Genomic DNA, 16196 nt, shown 5'->3' with positions numbered 1-16196 from the left:
CGGACAGGCCCGGTCCCGGTTTTCCACAAAACCGGAACCGGGCCTGTTCCCGTTAACGGGGTTCGCGGCAGGATGGACGGATGGCGACACCATCGTTTCATTCCACTGCCGCAGCAGGCATTGACCCGCCGCCGGGCGGTTCCACAGCGGCGCCCCGCTTTCCCGAGCTGTATGCGCCGGGCATGCCCTTTGCCTTGCCGGAACTGCAGTCGCTTGCGTCGGACGGACTGCTTGCCCGCTTCCATCAGCATGGCTACACCCTGCCGGAAGTGCCGGCCTCCCCGCAGCTGCGGGCAAGGGCTGCTGCGTCCGCCGTTCCTGCATCAGTGAGGCAACGGGTGGTGGCGGGCCGCATGACGGCGGCCTGGATCTACGGCTGCGCAGCCGAGCCGGACCGTCTTGCGCTGCTGGTGGATGCCAAGCGGCGGGTGTCGAGCCTGCGCAATACCAGGGGCTGCACCCTCCACGAGGTCAAGCTGGGGCCGTTCGACGTCGTCAGCCTGGGCGGCCTGATGGTGTCCAGTCCGTTGCGGACGGCACTGGACGTCGCGCTGCACGTCGACGCTGAGCGCGCCGTGCCCACGCTTGAGCGGTTACTGGCCCGTCCGCAGAAGGACGTGCGGCTGCGGCTGCTGGTCCTCGCAATCGAGGCGTCGCCGCGGGTGCCGCACAAAAGGGCGGCACTGGAGAAGCTGGCCCGGCTAACTCCGGCGCTTGTTTCCAGTGGTGCGGTAGACATCAAAGACACCGTCGATCCGGCGGACGGCGCTGAGGACGTGGCTCAGGTACTTGGGGTCGCCCATCTCGAAGGCGAACTTTGAGATGGCCACACGGTCGGTGGATGTGTGGACGCTGGCGGCAAGGATGTTCACGTGGTTTTCTGAAAGCACCCGGGTCACGTCGGACAGCAGGGACTTGCGGTCCAGGGCTTCCACCTGGATCTCAACAAGGAACACGCTTGACTGGGTGGGTGCCCAGTCCACATCAACAATCCGGTCCGGCTGGTCCTTCAGGTCCGAAATGTTGGTGCAGTCCGTCCGGTGCACGGATACGCCCGAGCCGCGGGTCACGAATCCCAGGATGGGGTCGGGCGGGACAGGGGTGCAGCAGCGCGCCAGTTTGACCCAGACGTCGCCGACGCCGCGGACCACCACTCCGGAATCCGAGAACCGCGCCTTGGTGACCTGGGTGGGGATGCTGACTTCGGAGATGTCGTCGTCGGCGCTCTCGTTGCCGCCGAGGCTTTCGACGAGCTTCTCCATCACCGACTGGGCGGAGGTGTGGCCGTCGCCCACACCGGCGTAGAGGCCGGAGATGTCCACGTACTTGAATTCTTCGGCAACCGCTGCCAGGGCCTCGTGCGTCATCAGGCGCTGCAGCGGAAGGTTCTGCTTCCGCATCGCCCGGGTCAGGAGTTCTTTACCGCGGTCGATCGCCTCTTCGCGGCGTTCCTTGCTGAACCACTGCCGGATCTTGTTCCGGGCACGTGCGCTCTTGACGAAGTGCTGCCAGTCCTGGCTGGGCCCGGCGCCTTCGGCCTTGGACGTGAAAATTTCCACCCAGTCGCCGTGGTTCAGTTCGCTGTTGAGCGGAACCAGCTTCCCGTTGACGCGGGCGCCGATGGTGCGGTGTCCAACTTCCGTATGGACCGCGTAGGCGAAATCGACAGGGGTGGAGCCGGCCGGAAGTGCCATGACCTCACCCTTGGGAGTGAAGACGAACACCTCGCGGGCATTGATCTCGAAGCGCAGGGAGTCCAGGAACTCGCCCGGATCCGAGGTCTCCTGCTGCCAGTCCACCAGGGAGCGGAGCCAGCCCATGTCGCCGTCACGGGGGCTGCCGGGGCCCACGGCGGTGCGGTTGGGCTGGTCCTTGTACTTCCAGTGTGCTGCCACACCGTATTCCGCCCGGCGGTGCATTTCGTGGGTCCGGATCTGGATTTCCACGGGCTTGCCGCCGGGGCCGATCACCGTAGTGTGCAGCGACTGGTACATGTTGAACTTGGGCATCGCAATGTAGTCCTTGAACCTGCCGGGCAGCGGGTTCCAGCGCGAATGCATCGTGCCCAGGGCTGCATAGCAGTCCCGGACGGAGTCCACCAGGACGCGGACGCCCATGAGGTCGTTGATGTCGTCGAAGTCCTTGTCGCGGACGATCATCTTTTGGTAGATCGAGTAGTAGTGCTTGGGCCGCCCCGTGATGGTGGCCTTGATCCGGGCGGTGCGCAGGTCCTCGGTGATCTGGTCGCGGATGACGCTCAGGCTCTTCTCGCGCTCGGGAGTCCTGTCCCCCACCATCCTCACGATCTCTTCGTACACCTTGGGGTACAGTGCGGCGAAGGAGAGGTCCTCCAGCTCCCACTTGATGGTGTTCATTCCCAGGCGGTGCGCCAGCGGAGCGAAGATCTCCAGGGTTTCACGGGCCTTGCGTGCCGACGATTCGGCGGAGACGAAGCGCCAGGTGCGGGCGTTGTGCAGCCGGTCGGCCAGTTTGATCATCAGGACACGGATGTCCTTGGCCATCGCGACAACCATCTTGCGGACCGTTTCGGACTGGGCTGCCTCGCCGAAGCTGACCTTGTCCAGCTTGGTGACGCCGTCAACCAGCATGGCTACTTCGGGGCCGAAGTCCCGCTTCAGGTCAGCGAGGGTGTAGGGGGTGTCCTCTACGGTGTCGTGCAGGAGGGCAGCTGCCAGGGTGGTTCCGCTGAGCCCCAGCTCGGCGAGGATGGTGGCCACTGCCACGGGGTGCGTGATGTACGGATCGCCGCTTTTCCGTTTCTGGCCCCGGTGGCTCTGCTCCGCGACGTCGAACGCGCGCTGGATGAGGTCGAAGTCCTCTTTGGGGTTGTTGGCCCGTACGGTCCTCAGCAGCGGCTCGAGGATGGGCGAATAGGTGGCGGTGCCGCGCCCGGTCAGGCGGGCCAGCCTGGAGCGGGTGCGCTCCCTGCGTCCGGGGAATGTGGGGCGGGACCCCGAGTTGTCAACGGGCACCAATGAGCCTGGGCGCGCTGATGCCGCAACCCCGGTTTGTACACCGGCAGGATTCTTGTCTCCCTGTGCCGTTGGCGCCGACGCCGAACGTTCTTCCAATGAAGCACCCCTCACCACCGTCTTAATTACCTCAGTCTATTCCCCGCGGCGGCGACTTTTATAACCGGCCCCTAAATGTCCGCCGAAGGAACAGGCAAGGGCCGGACACCTGTGGTGTCCGGCCCTTGCCGGCTTTCACGCAATCAGCCTGGGGTGTTGCGCCCGTTCGTGGGATTGCGCCTGCTCAGGCCTGGGCAGGTTCAGCCGAAGCGGGCCGCTCCGTGGTGCTGGCCCGGCGGTGCTCCACGCGCTTGGCCTGCCTGACGAGGTCCGGTTCGTTCTGCCGCAGCCAGGCGTACATCGGGGCAGCGACGAAGATCGTGGCGGCCGTGCCGATGAGGATGCCGACAAACAGCGCCAGCGAAAGGTCGCGGAGAGTACCCGCACCCAGCAGGCCTGCACCGATGAACAAAATGGCACCCACCGGGAGGATGGCCACCATCATGGTGTTGATCGAGCGGACCAGGGTCTGGTTCACGGCGAGGTTGACTTCCTCCGCGAACGTGCGGCGCGTTGAGGCGTCCAGTTCTGCCGTATTTTCGCGGATCTTATCGAACACCACCACGGTGTCGTAGAGCGAGTAGCTCAGGACGGTGAGGAAGCCGATGATGGCCGACGGCGTCACTTCGAAGTCACTGAGGGCATAGACGCCGGCCGTGATGAACATGGTCACCACCATGCCCGCGATCGCCGAAAGCGACATCTTCCAGGTCCGGAAGTAGAGTGCCATCAGTACGGCGGCCAGCAGCACGAAGATCACCAGGCCGATCAGTGCCTGCTTGGTGACGTCGGCGCCCCAGGTGGGTCCCACGAAGGTCGAGGTCACCTCGTTGTCGGTGACGCCGTACGCCGTGGTCAGGCCCTCCTTGATCCGGAGTGTCTCATCATCGGTGAGCTTATCCGTCTGGATCCGCATGGTGGTTCCGGCCACGTTGGCCACGCGGGGAACGCTGCCCTCCACCACGTCCGTGACGGCTTTCTCGCCCAGGGCTGCGTCCGTGGTCTTCACGTTGGAGACCGTGAACTCGGATCCGCCCCGGAATTCAATGCCGAGGTTGAAGCCGCCCTTGGCCACCGGGATGATGATGGACAGGGCCACCGCGACGGCGGCGATGATGAACCAGATTTTCTTGGAACCCACAAAGTTGTAGGAACGCTTTCCGGTGTAGAGCTCGTTACCGAAGTTGGCGAAGCCGGACATTACTTGTTCTCCTTCGCTGCGGTCTTCGAGGAGCCGGCAAGCTGCTCCTGCTTCTCCGCCAGGCGGCGTTCCGCGATGGTCATCCTGCGTTCAGCTTCCGCCGCCGCGCCGGCGTTCTTGGCCCGGACCACGGACGGCTTGTCCTCCGGGGTGCGCAGGCGTCCGGCACCGCGGTACAGCGGCACGGCTCCGAGGCGCTTGGGGTCAAGGCCGGACAGCGGGTGGCCCTCGCCGAAGAACCTGGTGCGGGCCAGCAGCTGCAGCGTGGGGTGCGTAAACATGAACACCACGATGAGGTCCGCGATGGCGGTCAGGCCCAGGGTGAAGGCGAACCCGCGGACGTTGCCCACTGCTACGAAGTACAGGACGAGCGCGGCCAGCAGGTTGACTGCCTTGGAGGCAAGGACGGTGCGCTTGGCCCGCTTCCAGCCGTTCTCGACGGCGGACACCAGGCCGCGGCCTTCGCGCAGCTCATCGCGGATGCGTTCGAAGTAGACGATGAAGGAGTCCGCTGTCTGGCCGATGGCAACGATGATGCCGGCGACGCCGGCCAGGGACAGGCGGTAGTTTTCCGTCCAGCCGAGGATGGCGATGGCCAGGTAGGTGAGGACACCGGCCACCACCAGGGAGGCGATGGTGACGAAGCCCAGCGCCCGGTATTGGAAGAGCGAGTAGACCACCACCAGCAGGAGCCCGATCAGGCCGGCCAGAAGGCCCATGCGCAGCTGTTCGCCACCCAGGGTGGCGGAAATCTGCTGCTCGCTCTGGATTTCGAAGCTGATCGGAAGGGCGCCGAACCGGAGCTGGTCAGAGAGTGCTTTGGCCGTCTGCTCCGTAAAGCCGCCCGTGATCTGCGGACGGCCGTCGGTGATGACAGCCAGCGAACGGGGTGCGGAGATGACCTGGTCGTCCAGGACAATGGCGAACTGGGCCTTGGGGTCGGTGCCCGATTCCCCGCCGGCGGCCACGTAGAACTGGTTCAGGCGTTCGGTGACTTCCTTGAACTTGGCCGTTCCCTCGCCGTCGAACTGGATGTTGACTGCCCAGTCGTTGGTGACGGCTCCCTGTGCGCCCTGCTGCAACTGGAAGGACGAGGTGACAATGTTGCTGCCCTTGACCTCAACCGGACCCAGGATGTACTTGATGGCAGGCTGGGTGTCAGTGGCGGGTTCGCAGGTGACCAGCGGCTTGGCCGGGTCGGAGCGTTCCTGCTCGTCCTGCGACTGATTGTCGCAGTCCAGGGTCTCGAACTGGCGGTAGATCTCGGGCGTGATCCAGTTGATGTCGCTGCTGTTGGCGGGCTCGGCCGTTGGCTTGGGCAGCTGGTCTTCGGGCGCCCGGGACTCCTCGGGGACCGGCGCACCGGCTCCGTTGAGGAGCACGGGGCGGAAGTTCATGTCAGCGGACGCCTGGATCAGGTCGCGGGTCTGGCTGGAGGGGGTTCCGGGAAGGCTGACCACCACGTTGCGCCCGGACTGGGTGCTGATCTCGGCTTCGGCGACGCCTGAGCCGTCAACCCTTTGGCGGATGATGGCCACCGCCTGGTTGAGCTGCTCTTCGTTGATGTCCGAACCGCCCTCGACCTTCGGCGCCAGGATCATCTGGGTTCCGCCTTCGAGGTCCAGAGCCAGCTTGGGCGCCCAGCTTGCCTGCCCGGCCAGGGTGCCGCCGGCCAGGACGGCGGTCAGCGCGGCGATGAGTACACCGAGCCAGACCAGGACCCTGAGGCCTGGTTTCTTGGGGCCAGTTCGTGCCATTGTCGATCTTTCTCTTATTCACGGAGGAACCGCCGGTGCCTGCTGTTGCGTGCACCGGCGGTGATCCGCTGCGGTAGAGGTGAAAAGCGGTGCGGGACTAGATGTCCTTTTTGCCCTCGTCGTTGAGTCGCTTCAGGGTTTCGTCCGGCGTCTCCGCCGGCACAGCGGTGCTTCCGCTGTCCTGGACGGTGAGGGAAGAGGCATCGTCGGGCACGGCGGGCGATTCGGCTTCCGGCACCGGTACTGCGGCCGGCTCCACGATCTTGGTGACGGCCTGGCGGTGCACGGTGGCCAGGTTGCCGGGGGAAAGCTCAAGGGTGACCTTGTTCTCGGCCTCGTCAATGCTCACGATCCGGCCAAAGAGGCCGAAGCTGGTCATAACGTCGACGCCCGGGGCGAACTTCGACTGGAGCTCCGCCTGCTGCTGCTGCGTCTTCTTGTTGCGGCGGAACATCATGAAGATGAACACGCCGAGCATGACGAACAGGAGAATTGACATTAGATCCAAGGGGAATTCCGTCCTTTTATTTTTAGCTAGCTGAATTTCCAGCAACATCGGCTTCGCTCCGGCCGGGGCAGGACCCTCAGGCAGGCAGAGGCCTGACCGGTTCCTTCCCCAGCGACGCAGGGGGCCGGTGCCACCCACGAAACAGAGACCCGAACGTGCCGGGCGTCATACCAGTCTAAAGGGAAAAGCTGAAGGGAGCCTGCTATTGGCTTTCCGGAGCCCAATCCCCTGCCGCTTCGTCGCTGCCCGTCCCGGGGTCGAACAGGTCCAGCTGCTCCTGTGCAAAGACACCGGACGGGATGGCATAGCCGAGGTGCGTCCAGGCCGGGGCCATGGCGATCCGGCCCCGCGGGGTGCGGCCAAGAAGCCCTTCACGGACCAGGAAGGGCTCGGCCACCGTTTCCACGGTTTCGGTTTCTTCGCCGACGGCGATGGCCAGGGTGGAAAGCCCCACTGGTCCCCCGCCGAATTTCGTGATGAGCGCCTCAAGCACCGAACGGTCCAGGCGGTCCAGCCCCTTCTTGTCCACCTCGTACATGTCCAGGGCAGCGGAGGCTGCCCTTGCGTCGATTTGTTCGATGCCATGGACCAGCGCCCAGTCCCGGACGCGGCGCAGCAGCCTGTTGGCGATACGGGGCGTTCCGCGTGAACGGCCGGCGATTTCGGTGAAGCCGGCGGAGTTCACCTTCAGGTCCAGCAGCCCGGCCGAGCGGCGCAGGACGAGCTCCAGTTCGGACACGGAGTAGAACTCCAGGTGTCCGGTGAAGCCGAACCTGTCGCGCAGCGGCCCGGGAAGCAGCCCGGCACGGGTTGTTGCACCCACCAGCGTGAACGGGGGCAGTTCCAGCGGGATGGCCGTGGCGCCGGCGCCCTTGCCCACCACGATGTCCACCCGGAAGTCCTCCATGGCCATGTAGAGCATCTCTTCGGCCGGGCGGGACATACGGTGGATTTCGTCGAGGAACAGGACCTCGCCTTCGGACAGCGAGGAGAGGATGGCCGCGAGGTCGCCGGCGTGCTGGATGGCGGGACCGCTGCTGATGCGCAGGGGGGCGTTCATCTCGGACGCGACAATCATGGCAAGGGTGGTCTTGCCCAGGCCGGGCGGCCCGGAGAACAGCACATGGTCTGCGCTGCGGCCCCGCATGCGTGATGCCTGCAGAACCAGCGAGAGCTGTTTCCGCACCCGGTGCTGGCCCACGAAGTCGTGCAGGTTCTTGGGCCGGAGGGCGGCTTCGATGGCACGTTCCTCCGGCTCCTCCCCCGCCGCCACCAGGGACGGTTCAGCCACGGCTGCCTACACGGTTGCCGGCGCGCGCCCCGTCCTGGCCGAGCCAGCGCAGCGTGGTCCGCAGAATCTCCGGGACGTTGCCGCGGAAGGAGACCTCGGGATCGTCCGCCAACGCCTTGTCGATGCTGGCTGACGCGTCCTTTTCAGACCAGCCGAGGCTGGTCATGGCTGCAACCACCTGCGGCTTCCAGGCGGCTTCGGCGGCGGTGGGCGCCGCCGCCGAACCGGCGGTGCCGTGCGGGACGAGCTTTCCGGCCAGTTCCAGCACGATCCGGCCTGCCACCTTGGGACCGATGCCGGGAACTTTGGTGAAGGTCTTGCTGTCGCCGGTGTGGGCTGCAACCCGGATGGCCTCGGGATCATGGACTGCCAGGACAGCCAACGCCAGCCTGGGGCCCACTCCGCTGACGCTGAGCAGCACGTCGAACACTTCGCGTTCATCGTCGGAGGCGAAACCAAAAAGGGTGAGGGAATCCTCCCGGACGATCAGGGAGGTGAACAGCTTTCCTTCCTCACCGGTGCGCAGGCCGCTGAGGGTCTGCGGGGTGGCGTAGACGCTCATCCCGGCACCGTTGAGGTCAATCACGGCCGTGGACAGGCCTACGTGCGCTACGGTTCCGCGGAGGAAACTGATCAAAGCCGGGCTCCTGGTGTCTGCCGGGCTTCTGGTAAAGAGCCGGCTATCCGAACATATTTACGAATACCCTAGCAAGGGGCAGGGACATTCAGCGTGCGCGCCGCGCCTTGGCTTCAGCCTCTGCCCATGCCCGCTGCGCCGGAGTGAGCGATGAACTCCCGGGGCCCGTGGTGGCCACGGATGCGCCACTGCCAGCACGCCAGGCGTGGGTGATGGCAAGGGCGAGGGCGTCCGCGGCGTCGGCGGGGCGTGGCGGGGCGTCCAAGCGGAGGATCTTGGTGACCAGCTTGGTGACCGCGTCCTTGTTGGACGAACCGCTGCCTGTCACTGCCGCCTTGACCTCGGACGGTGTGTGCAGGGCAACGGGAATCCCGCGGCGGGCCGCGGCGGCGATCACCACCCCGGACGCCTGGGCCACGCCCATTACGGTGCTGACATTGAGTTGGGAAAAGACGCGTTCGACGGCGAGCACCTGCGGCTCGTAGCGGTCCAGCCACTCATCGATGGCCAGGGCGATCACGAGGAGGCGCTGGTCAAGAGTCTCTTCCGGGGAGGTTCCCACCACACCGACCGCAACCATGGTGGCCCGCCTGTTGCGTTCGACATCCACCACACCGATTCCGCAGCGGGTGAGGCCGGGGTCCACGCCCAGTACGCGCAGCGTCACGGGCGCAGGACTTCAGCAGGCAAGGCCAAACGTCACTCGGATTCCAGGGCGGCCTGGACTTCGTCAGTGAGGTCGGCGTTGCTGTAGACGTTCTGCACGTCGTCGAGGTCCTCAAGGGCATCGGCGAGCTTGAGGAACTTGCGGGCACCGTCGACGTCCAGCTCCACCTGCATGGACGGCACGAACTCCACCTCGTCGGTGTCGTATTCGATGCCGGCTTCCTTCAGCGCCTCTCGGATGGCAGGCAGGTCGCCGGGCTCGGAGTGGATTTCGAAGGTGTCGCCGTTGTCCTTGACTTCCTCGGCGCCGGCATCCAGGACCGCCATCAGGACGTCGTCCTCGCTGAGTCCGTTCTTCGGCAGGTTCACCACGCCCTTGCGGGTGAAGAGGTAGCTGACGGAGCCGGGATCGGCGATGGTGCCGCCGTTGCGCGAGATAGCGAGGCGGACCTCGGAGGCGGCGCGGTTCTTGTTGTCCGTCAGGCACTCGATCAGCAGGGCAGAGCCCTGCGGACCGCGGGCTTCGTACATGATCTCGGTGTAGTCCACCACTTCGCCGGTGAGGCCGGCCCCGCGCTTGATGGCGCGGTCGATGTTGTCATTGGGGACGGACGTCTTCTTCGCCTTGGTGACCGCCAGTTCCAGGCCGGGGTTGCCCGCGAGGTCCGGGCCGCCCATCCGGGCTGCAACTTCAATGTTCTTGATCAGCTTGGCGAACGACTTTGCGCGGCGGCTGTCAATGATCGCCTTCTTGTGCTTGGTCGTCGCCCATTTGGAGTGGCCTGACATGCTTTACGCTTCTCCTCTGATCATGCGGATAAAAAGTTCGTGTACGCGTTTTTCGCCAGTCACTTCCGGGTGGAAGGAGGTGGCCAGCAGGTGGCCGGAACGCACTGCAACAATTCTAGCCGTCCCGGGCAGCGGGACAGCGTGGGACGCGTGCTCGGGGTCGGCCGGTTCCACCTGTGCCAGGACTTCCACGTCCGGGCCAACCCGTTCCACCCACGGCCCGCGGATGAAGACGGCGTGGACCGGGGCGACGCTCGAATCCGTGGCGCTGAAATCCAGGCCCTTGAACTCAAGGTCCGCCTCGAAGGACTCACGCTGGCGGCCGAAGGCGTTGCGCCGGACAGTGATATCCAGGCCGCCGAATGTCTGCTGCGGATGGCCGGCGAGGTCAGTGGCGGGGTCGGCGATGTCAGAGGCCAGCAGGATCATGCCTGCACAGGATCCGTAGACGGGCAGTCCCTCGGCAATGCGCTCCCGCAGCGGTTCCGCCAGGTCGAAGGCACGGGCCAGTTTGTCGATCGCCGTTGATTCGCCGCCGGGAATGATCAGTCCGTCCAGTCCGTCCAGTTCCTTGGGACGGCGGACGCTGACACCCTCGGCGCCGGATGCCTCCGCTGCCCGAAGGTGCTCGCGGAAATCGCCCTGGAGCGCCAGCACGCCGATCCGCAGGCCTGCGCCAAGGCGCGCCGAAGCAGCTGAAAGGGAATTTGTCATCCATCCAGCATACGGGGACCGCGCACTTCTGCCCGTCGGGGAAGCACCCCGGCGGCGGTTGCATGCCGCTGCTGGGATATATTCGAATCATGTTTTCCTTCAGTGTTCCGCTCGGCAAGCTGGTCCGCCGGGCGTCCCGGCTCCGGGGCGGCGGTTCCGCCCTGCCGGGCCTGGTGGTCGAAAAAATCGACCCCGGCTTCATGCGGCGGACGCTCAGCACCCTCCCCCACGGTGTCGCCGTCGTCAGCGGTACCAACGGCAAAACCACCACAACCAAAATGGTGGTGGAACTGCTGGAGAGCCAGGGTCTCAAGGTCTTCACCAACCGCACCGGCAGCAACTTCACGCGTGGCGTCGCCGCTGCCCTGTTGGGCGAGGTGGACTGGCGGGGCAGGCTTAAAGCCGATATCGCGGTCCTGGAGCTGGATGAGGCGCACGCCGTCCACTTCGTCAACAGCGTGCCCCCGCGCTACTGCCTCCTGCTTAACGTCCTTCGCGACCAGCTGGACCGGTTTGGTGAAATCGATAAGACGGCGCAGCTGCTCCAGCACATCGCCGCCAAGACCACCGGGACGGTTGTTCTCAACCGTGAAGACCCCCGGGTGGCCAGGATCGCCGAGACCCTCACCGGGCAGGAAGTCAGGTACTTCGGCCTGGACGATTCGCTGCTGGGGACGTTCCCCAACGACGACGACATGCGCGCTGCCCCCGGAAGCCCCGCCCCGGCGTGGCTTCCGGAAAAGCCCGCCGCCGACGTCGTACTCCGAAAGGTTGGCGCGGACAGCGCCGACTTTGAGTACGACGGCGTCACGGTCACCACCGGAATGAAGCTCCGGGGGGTGTACAACATCTTCAACGCGGCCGCTGCCCTGACCCTGGCGCGGAGCATCTGCGGAAGCGGAGCGGCAACTGCGGACCACGAATCCCTGCTGGAGGCCTTGTCCCAGGTTGCGCCTGCCTTCGGCCGCGGCGAAAGCCTCACGGTGGACGGCCAGCCCCTGGACCTGGTGCTGGTCAAGAACCCCAGCGGTTTCCGGCTGGGCCTCAAGTCCTTCCCCGCCGGCGGCTACGCCACGATGATCGCCATCAATGACAATTACGCCGACGGCCGCGACATGTCATGGCTGTGGGACGTGGAGTTCGACTCCCTCCGCGAGGAGGGCGTGGACCAGCTGACCGGATCCCGGGCGTATGACATGGCGCTCCGGCTGCAATACGACGACGTCCGCACCGGCGCCGTGCAGCCGGAGATCGCGCCGGCACTGGCTGCGTTCATCCGGGAGGCCCAAGGCAAGCCCAAGCGCATCTTTTGCACCTACACCGCCATGTTGGCCATCCGCCGTGAACTGTCCAAAATCACCACCGTGGAGGTTGTCTCTTGAGCACTGAAACACCCGCCGCGGCTGAGGGCAAGGGCACCCTCCGGGTGGTGCAGCTCTACCCGCGCGACATGAACATCTACGGCGACTGGGGCAACGCCCTGGTCCTGCAGCGGCGCATCGGCTGGCACGGGTACACGCCCGAACTGCTCGAATACAACGTCGGTGATCCTTTTCCCGATGACGTGGACATCATCGTGGGCGGCGGCGGCCAGGACAGCGGCCAGCTGGTCATCCAGGACGACCTGCAGTCAAGGGCCGGCGCTCTCAAGGACCTGGCGGAGGACGGCGCTCCCATGCTGGTTATCTGCGGGCTGTACCAGCTGTTTGGCCGGTTTTTCAAGACCCGCACAGGCGCCGTGATCCCCGGCATCGGCATCCTTGACGTGGAAACCCACGGCACCGACGAACGCCTGATCGGAAACGTCAAGGTATCGACGCCCGAGTTCGGTGAAGTCCTCGGCTACGAAAACCACAGCGGCCAGACGACACTCGGCAGCGGGGTCCGTCCGCTCGGCACCGTGGCCAAGGGGACCGGCAACAACAGCAACGACGGTCACGAAGGAGCCCGCTACCGCAACATCGTGGCCAGTTACCTGCACGGTTCGCTGCTGCCGAAAAACCCTGCCATTGCCGATTTCCTGATCCGCACCGCAGCTGAACGGAAGTTCGGAACGTTTGAGCCCGGCCAGCCGGATGACCGGTTCGCTGAACTGGCGAGGGAGCACGCGGCGCGCCGGCCGCGCTGAGCTGTTACGGCCCGCGGGTGATGAGGAGTTCGTGCGCGCCGGCGGCCGGCGCGCCCATCGACTCCACTACGGCCACCGTCCGCTGCCGGGTTGCGGCGTCGGCTTCCGGTCCCGCGCACGGTCCTTGCGGCGCGTCCGCGGCCACCGAGCACCACCGGTAAGGGTCGCGGACCATCACTGAGGGCGCCCAGGCGAGGTCCGTGGCAGCCCACCTGCCGGAAGCATCCTGGCCGAACTGGGCGCGGACCAGCAGGCCCTCATTGTTGACCACATGCCAGGGTGAGAGCTCGGTGACGCCGTTGCCCAGCCCGTACACGATCCAGGTGCCCTTGTAGTTTTCGATCGGCAGTACCGAGTGGGTGTGGTGCCCGTAGATCAGGTTGAACTGCCCGCTGTCCACCAGGGCGTGCGCCACGTCCTGCTGCTGCATGTTCGGTTGGCTGGCGTACTCGTCCCCCGCATGCATGGCTCCCAGAACGATATCCGCACCCAGTGCCCGGGCTTTTTCGGCCTTGGCAATCATGGCCGGCGCGTCCAGCATGTCCACCTGCCAGGGGTGCTCCGCAACGAGCCCGTTGAGCCCATAGGTGGCCTGGATGACAGCCACTTTTGCGGCTGGTGTCTGCAGGATCAAAATCCCCTGGGATTCCGTTTCCGTACGGTACGAGCCTGTGTGCTTGAGGCCCGCGGCGTCCAGCGCGTCGAGGGTCCGCAGCAGCCCGTCCGTGCCGCGGTCGATGGTGTGGTTGCTCGCCGTGGTACACGCCTGGTAGCCCACCGCTTTGGAGGCTGTGATGATGTGGGGCGGGACGTTGAAGGATGGGTAGGCGGAGAAAGGCCCCTCCGGGACCGCCACGGGTGTCTCCTGGTGGCAGATGGCAAGGTCGCTGTTGTTGATGTAGCGGCGTTGGCCCTCCAGCAGGGGCACGAAGTCCAGGCCTGGCTTGCCGGCGGCAGCGGCGTCCTGCTGTGCCTGCTGCCAGAGCTCGGCGTGGACCAGCATGTCTCCCGTGACCAGCACGGACGTACAGCGGAGGACCGGGCAGTCCGGGCCCTTTCCGGGCGTGGGAGTGGGCGTGGGCGTGGCTGGCGGGGTGGTACCGGACGCTGCCCCTGCCACCGGCGCTGTTACGGCGGAGGGGGAACCCGCCGGTGCGGACGGAGTCCCGTCCTGCTCGGCGAGCAGCCCGCAGCCTGCCAGCGCACCGGTCAGCCACAGTGCTCCGGCCAATGACATCGCCAAGGCGCGGGCGCTGATGCGCCCCGGCGCCTTGCCGGCTACGGTCCCCATAGCCGCCATTCTAAAGAGGTCAGCGCCCCGGGGGGTGATATTTCCCCACATTGAGAAGCGTGCCTTGCTGTGAAAGGTTTACCCCATGACGACGAACCCCCTTCTGGTCCCCAGTCCCCTGCCGTACGGGCTTCCGCCTTTTGACGCGATTGATGCCTCGCATTACTCGGAAGCCCTCGAGGCCGGGCTTGCCGAACATCTGGCCGAAATCCGGGCGATCGTGGACGATCCGGCACCGGCAGACTTCGACAACACAGTGGTGGCGATGGAACGGTCCGGGCGGCTCCTGGAGCGTGCAGCCGCGGCATTCTTCACGCTGGTGTCCGCAGATGCTTCGGAGCAGATCCGCACCCTCGAGACCGAATATTCACCCCGGTTCTCGGCGCACCAGGACGAGATCTTCCTGAACCGGGCCCTGTTCGAGAGGTTTTCGGCGGTTGATGCGTCCGCGTGTGACCCCGAGTCCGCCCGCCTGGTGGAGGAGTATCTGAAGGAGTTCCGGCAGTCCGGCATCCAGCTCGACGATCCCGGACGGGAACGGCTGATGGCGATCAATGCCGAACTTGCCCGCCTCGGTACCGAATTCGGCCAGCGGGTCAAGGAAGGCATGAAGTCCGCGGCTTTGCTCCTGGACAGCGCCGGGGAACTCGCGGGCCTGCCGGCGGATGATGTTGCCGCCGCAGCCGAAGCGGCCCGGGCGGCGGGCCATGAGGGCAAATTCCTGCTCACACTCATCCAGCCCGGTAATCAGCCGGCCCTGGCAGCGCTCGAGGACAGGGACGTCCGCCGTCGTCTTTTTGAGGCTTCGGTGGCCCGCGGCAGCAGCGGGGGAAGCCTTGACGTGCTTGATCTGGCACGGTCCATGGCCGGCCTGCGGGCGGAGAAGGCTTCCCTCCTGGGCTTTGCCAACTACGCCGAGCTGGTGGTGGACCGCCAGACCGCACCGGACTTCGGGTCCGTCCAGTCGATGCTGAACCGGCTGGCACCGGCAGCTGTCCGTAACGCGGACACCGAGGCCGCTGCGCTGGCAGACGTTGCCGGGCATCCACTGGAGGCCTGGGACTGGGCCTACTATTCGGCCAGGGTCCGCCGGGAAAAGTACGACGTCGATGAGCAGGCGCTCCGCCCGTACTTTGAGCTGGACCGGGTCCTGACCGATGGGGTGTTCTTTGCCGCGACGTCCCTGTACGGCATTACGTTCCATGAGCGGACGGACCTGGCCGGCTACCACCCGGACGTCCGGGTCTGGGAGGTCCGCAACGAGGACGGCAGCGGGCTGGGCCTCTTCCTGGGCGACTACTACAGCCGGGAGTCCAAGCGTGGCGGAGCATGGATGAATTCCCTGGTGGACCAGTCAGCCCTGCTCGGGACCCGGCCCGTGGTCATCAACAACCTGAACATCTCCAAGCCGCCGGCCGGCGAACCCACACTGCTGACCCTGGACGAGCTCCGCACGGCGTTCCACGAATTTGGGCATGCCCTGCACGGTCTCTTCTCCAACGTCACGTATCCGCGGTTTTCCGGCACGTCCGTGCCCCGCGACTTCGTGGAGTACCCGTCGCAGGTGAATGAAATGTGGATCATGTGGCCGGAAGTGCTCTCAAACTATGCCCGGCACCACGCCACGGGCGAGCCGCTTCCCCGGGATGTTGTGGAGCGGCTCAACGAATCCCGGCTGTGGGGTGAAGGCTTCGCCACCACGGAGTACCTGGGCGCCGCGCTGCTGGATCTGGCGTGGCATGTGCTGGAGCCCGGCAATGTGCCGGAGGACGCGCTGGAGTTTGAGGCGAAGGCCCTCGCCGCCGCGGGCATTGCCCATCCCCTGATTCCGCCGCGGTACCGGACGGGCTACTTCCAGCACATCTTTGCCGGTGCCGGATACGCGGCCGGCTACTACTCCTATATCTGGAGCGAAGTGCTGGACGCCGAGACGGTGGACTGGTTCACCGAGAACGGTGGCCTCACCCGCGCCAACGGCGAACGCTTCCGCCGGGAGCTGCTGTCCCAAGGCAACAGCCGTGACCCGCTGGACTCCTTCCGAACCCTCCGCGGCCGCGAAGCAAGACTGGAACCGCTGCTAAAGCGCCGCGGCCTCGAGTAGTCCGAATCGATTGCTCCGTAA

General features: G+C 65.7%; 14 protein-coding genes. 4 read left to right on the top strand and 10 right to left on the bottom strand.

Features of this window, described 5'->3' with window-relative positions:
• The first annotated feature begins 80 nt into the window (after positions 1 to 80).
• On the top strand, positions 81 to 821 hold the full coding sequence (locus AC5RWA_RS19065; protein ID WP_494058680.1) for a type IV toxin-antitoxin system AbiEi family antitoxin: 741 nt from the start codon (positions 81 to 83) through the stop codon (positions 819 to 821).
• On the opposite strand, the gene AC5RWA_RS19060 is transcribed toward AC5RWA_RS19065, so the two are convergent.
• The 9 genes from AC5RWA_RS19060 to pdxT all read right to left on the bottom strand — a co-directional run bounded on the left by AC5RWA_RS19060 (position 702) and on the right by pdxT (position 10655).
• A complete protein-coding gene (locus AC5RWA_RS19060; RefSeq protein WP_079596223.1) occupies positions 702 to 3092 on the bottom strand; it encodes a RelA/SpoT family protein in 2391 nt (796 codons plus the stop codon). The two genes, AC5RWA_RS19065 and AC5RWA_RS19060, sit on opposite strands and share 120 nt — an antisense overlap.
• Before the next feature lie 184 nt (positions 3093 to 3276).
• Entirely contained in the window at positions 3277 to 4293 is a 1017-nt protein-coding gene (secF, locus tag AC5RWA_RS19055) for a protein translocase subunit SecF (protein WP_494058679.1), read from the bottom strand.
• Complete coding sequence (gene secD, locus AC5RWA_RS19050) at positions 4293 to 6050, bottom strand: protein translocase subunit SecD (RefSeq protein ID WP_494058678.1); 1758 nt, start codon at positions 6048 to 6050, stop codon at positions 4293 to 4295. The genes secF and secD overlap by 1 nt, the downstream gene beginning before the upstream one ends.
• 97 nt (positions 6051 to 6147) lie before the next feature.
• Entirely contained in the window at positions 6148 to 6549 is a 402-nt protein-coding gene (gene yajC / locus AC5RWA_RS19045) for a preprotein translocase subunit YajC (protein ID WP_079596226.1), read from the bottom strand.
• A 211-nt stretch (positions 6550 to 6760) separates the two neighbouring features.
• Positions 6761 to 7849: a Holliday junction branch migration DNA helicase RuvB gene (gene ruvB, locus AC5RWA_RS19040; RefSeq protein ID WP_079596227.1), complete on the bottom strand. Its 1089-nt coding sequence runs from the start codon at positions 7847 to 7849 to the stop codon at positions 6761 to 6763.
• On the bottom strand, positions 7842 to 8486 hold the full coding sequence (ruvA, locus tag AC5RWA_RS19035; RefSeq protein WP_494058677.1) for a Holliday junction branch migration protein RuvA: 645 nt from the start codon (positions 8484 to 8486) through the stop codon (positions 7842 to 7844). Before ruvA ends, ruvB begins: the two co-directional genes overlap by 8 nt.
• An 88-nt stretch (positions 8487 to 8574) precedes the next feature.
• Positions 8575 to 9153: a crossover junction endodeoxyribonuclease RuvC gene (ruvC, locus tag AC5RWA_RS19030; protein WP_079596229.1), complete on the bottom strand. Its 579-nt coding sequence runs from the start codon at positions 9151 to 9153 to the stop codon at positions 8575 to 8577.
• 32 nt (positions 9154 to 9185) lie between these two features.
• Entirely contained in the window at positions 9186 to 9941 is a 756-nt protein-coding gene (locus tag AC5RWA_RS19025) for a YebC/PmpR family DNA-binding transcriptional regulator (RefSeq protein WP_079596230.1), read from the bottom strand.
• Positions 9942 to 9944: 3 nt separating this feature from the next.
• On the bottom strand, positions 9945 to 10655 hold the full coding sequence (gene pdxT / locus AC5RWA_RS19020) for a pyridoxal 5'-phosphate synthase glutaminase subunit PdxT (RefSeq protein ID WP_494058676.1): 711 nt from the start codon (positions 10653 to 10655) through the stop codon (positions 9945 to 9947).
• Between the two features lie 89 nt (positions 10656 to 10744).
• Here pdxT and AC5RWA_RS19015 point away from each other — a divergent pair, with 89 nt between their 5' ends.
• Both AC5RWA_RS19015 and AC5RWA_RS19010 read left to right on the top strand, forming a co-directional pair.
• Positions 10745 to 12037, top strand: a complete 1293-nt coding sequence (locus tag AC5RWA_RS19015) for a MurT ligase domain-containing protein (RefSeq protein WP_494058675.1) — start codon at positions 10745 to 10747, stop codon at positions 12035 to 12037.
• A 68-nt stretch (positions 12038 to 12105) separates the two neighbouring features.
• Entirely contained in the window at positions 12106 to 12783 is a 678-nt protein-coding gene (locus AC5RWA_RS19010; protein ID WP_494058712.1) for a type 1 glutamine amidotransferase, read from the top strand.
• Between the two features lie 4 nt (positions 12784 to 12787).
• Here AC5RWA_RS19010 and AC5RWA_RS19005 read toward each other — a convergent pair whose 3' ends face one another.
• Positions 12788 to 14074, bottom strand: coding sequence for a CapA family protein (locus tag AC5RWA_RS19005; protein ID WP_494058674.1), 1287 nt, complete (start codon positions 14072 to 14074; stop codon positions 12788 to 12790).
• Positions 14075 to 14159: 85 nt separating this feature from the next.
• On the opposite strand from AC5RWA_RS19005, the gene AC5RWA_RS19000 reads away from it, so the two are divergent.
• A complete protein-coding gene (locus AC5RWA_RS19000; RefSeq protein WP_494058673.1) occupies positions 14160 to 16175 on the top strand; it encodes a M3 family metallopeptidase in 2016 nt (671 codons plus the stop codon).
• The last annotated feature ends 21 nt before the right edge of the window (positions 16176 to 16196 follow it).

The organism is Arthrobacter sp. 210 2, from assembly GCF_059093025.1.
Note: the sequence above shows the minus strand (reverse complement) of the source record. Positions and strands in the feature narration are given on the sequence as shown.

Coding starts and splice junctions, on each gene's coding strand:
- AC5RWA_RS19010 (WP_494058712.1), top strand. CDS start 12,106: ATGAACATCTACGGCGACTGGGGCAACGCCCTGGTCCTGCAGCGGCGC.
- AC5RWA_RS19065 (WP_494058680.1), top strand. CDS start 81: ATGGCGACACCATCGTTTCATTCCACTGCCGCAGCAGGCATTGACCCG.
- AC5RWA_RS19000 (WP_494058673.1), top strand. CDS start 14,160: ATGACGACGAACCCCCTTCTGGTCCCCAGTCCCCTGCCGTACGGGCTT.
- pdxT (WP_494058676.1), bottom strand. CDS start 10,655: ATGACAAATTCCCTTTCAGCTGCTTCGGCGCGCCTTGGCGCAGGCCTG.
- AC5RWA_RS19005 (WP_494058674.1), bottom strand. CDS start 14,074: ATGGGGACCGTAGCCGGCAAGGCGCCGGGGCGCATCAGCGCCCGCGCC.
- AC5RWA_RS19015 (WP_494058675.1), top strand. CDS start 10,745: ATGTTTTCCTTCAGTGTTCCGCTCGGCAAGCTGGTCCGCCGGGCGTCC.
- secF (WP_494058679.1), bottom strand. CDS start 4,293: ATGTCCGGCTTCGCCAACTTCGGTAACGAGCTCTACACCGGAAAGCGT.
- secD (WP_494058678.1), bottom strand. CDS start 6,050: ATGGCACGAACTGGCCCCAAGAAACCAGGCCTCAGGGTCCTGGTCTGG.
- yajC (WP_079596226.1), bottom strand. CDS start 6,549: ATGTCAATTCTCCTGTTCGTCATGCTCGGCGTGTTCATCTTCATGATG.
- AC5RWA_RS19025 (WP_079596230.1), bottom strand. CDS start 9,941: ATGTCAGGCCACTCCAAATGGGCGACGACCAAGCACAAGAAGGCGATC.